Here is a 1,964-nt window from a genome sequence, read left to right as displayed (position 1 = left end):
ACGCGCGGAGAGGCGACCAAAGGCTTTATGCGCCACGCCTTGTTCCGCCAGACCATACAACATGCGGCTGGTGGAGAAGATACCGCTATTAGCGGAAGAGGCGGCGGAGGTCAGCACCACGAAGTTGACGATGCTGGCAGCGGCAGGCAAGCCAATCAGCACAAACATCTCAACGAACGGGCTACGATTCGGCAGCACCTGATTCCACGGCGTTACCGCCATGATCACCATCAGCGCCAGCACGTAAAACATAATGATCCGCAGCGGAATGGCGTTAATCGCGCGTGGCAGAACTTTGTGCGGATCTTTGGTTTCTGCCGCCGCAGTGCCGACCAGCTCAATGCCGACAAAGGCGAAAACCGCAATCTGAAAACCGGCAAAGAAGCCGCTTAACCCTTTCGGGAACATGCCGCCGTGATCCCAGATGTTACTCAGGGACGCAGTGCCACCATTTGGCGACGGATAATGCATGCTCACCAGCACAATGCCGGTAATGATCAGCGCAACAATGGCGACGATTTTGATAATCGCGAACCAGAATTCCATCTCACCAAACAGCTTTACCGTAGCGATGTTCAATGCCAGGAAGACAAAGACGCACAGCAGGGCACTCATCCAGATGGAGAAGTCCGGGAACCACAACTGAAAATAGGCGCTGATGGCGACCACATCGGCAATGCCGGTCACCACCCAACAGAACCAGTAAGTCCAGCCGGTAAAGTAACCCGCCCACGGACCGAGTAAATCAGCGGCGAAATCGCTAAAGGATTTGTATTCGAGGTTGGATAACAGCAGTTCGCCCATGGCGCGCATGACGAAAAACAGCATAAAACCAATGATCATATAGACGAAAATGATCGACGGACCTGCCAGGCTGATGGTTTTACCCGAGCCCATAAACAGCCCTGTGCCGATGGCGCCACCGATAGCAATCAGCTGAATGTGGCGATTATGCAGGCTACGCTGGAGCTTATCCGGCTGTTCGGCCTCAACGAGCGCCTCTTTTGATTGATCAACCATAAATTATTCTTTCCTGTCGGGATGTTGTGTCAGCTCTAATGGCTGTTTTGCCCGTCATACTTCAAGCCGCAGATGCGTTGGCTACGCGTGTTCACCCCAGGAACTGACTAAATTAAGCTCCCCATGATTCACACTCTTGCCGCCTTTCTGCGGCTCGAATTATTTAGGGCAATCGTTATGAGCCGTTGTATAGGCAAGTGGCATAAGATAGTGGAAAGCTAAGCAGTTTCGGTAATGGTTTTTCCCCCTTTGTGACCTTTTACGCGCTTTGCTGTGTCAGTAATTATTTACAGAGTTTAAAGCGCCGTCATTTTGCGTAAATCTTCAACAATTAAGCGATTTACGTCACTTTCCACCCGCATGACTTCTACACTTGTTAGTTCGTTTCATCAGGAAAAGTGAGGCATTGTGCGCGCTCTGTTCGCCGTCGCGTTGCTGGCTGTTTGCGGCTGGCTCAGTTTGCCGTGGTTGAAAACCCATCTTCCGCCTCAGTGGAATCCCTTTACGCCGCTTAAGGTCACCGACCCGCCAGGTTGGATGACACGCTACAAGCTGAAAAAGCTGAATGGCGATCCCGCCGCCTGTATGGCGGTGATGCAACAAGCTAGCGAACAGCGGCTGGTGCAGTTTCGCGCCGTGCCGCCGATGCAGGGTGATTGTCCGATCGAACAGCCGCTACGCATCAACGGCTATGGCGATGTTTCTCTTAGCAGCAGTTTTCTCGCCAGCTGTCCAATGGCGGTGACCAGCACCATGTTCGTGATTAACAGCGATAGAGCGTTACGCCAGGCCGGTTTTGACAGCCCGCTGAAACGCATTGCTCATGTTGGCAGCTACGCTTGTCGCAATATTTATCATCGTCAGGAAGGGCGTTTGAGCGAGCACGCCAGCGCTGATGCCTGGGATATCACCGGATTTCAATTGGCTAACGGGCGTTGGTTACA

The 1,964-nt window shown here is 52.7% G+C and carries 2 protein-coding genes; one reads left to right on the top strand and one right to left on the bottom strand.

Annotated features, from left to right (window positions below):
- The coding region (locus RTY00_RS24240; RefSeq protein ID WP_312666669.1) for an amino acid permease at positions 1 to 1,020 on the bottom strand (1,020 nt) is incomplete at its 3' end.
- A gap of 408 nt (positions 1,021 to 1,428) precedes the next feature.
- Between RTY00_RS24240 and RTY00_RS24235 the strand changes: the two genes are divergently transcribed.
- Positions 1,429 to 1,964 (top strand): extensin family protein (locus tag RTY00_RS24235; RefSeq protein ID WP_312666668.1); only part of this gene is annotated, 536 nt, incomplete at its 3' end.

This window comes from Pantoea sp. CTOTU49201 (assembly GCF_032054795.1).
GTDB lineage: Bacteria > Pseudomonadota > Gammaproteobacteria > Enterobacterales > Enterobacteriaceae > Pantoea > Pantoea symbiotica.
The sequence above is the reverse complement of the archived record's forward strand: the minus strand, read 5'-3'. Positions and strand labels throughout refer to the sequence as shown.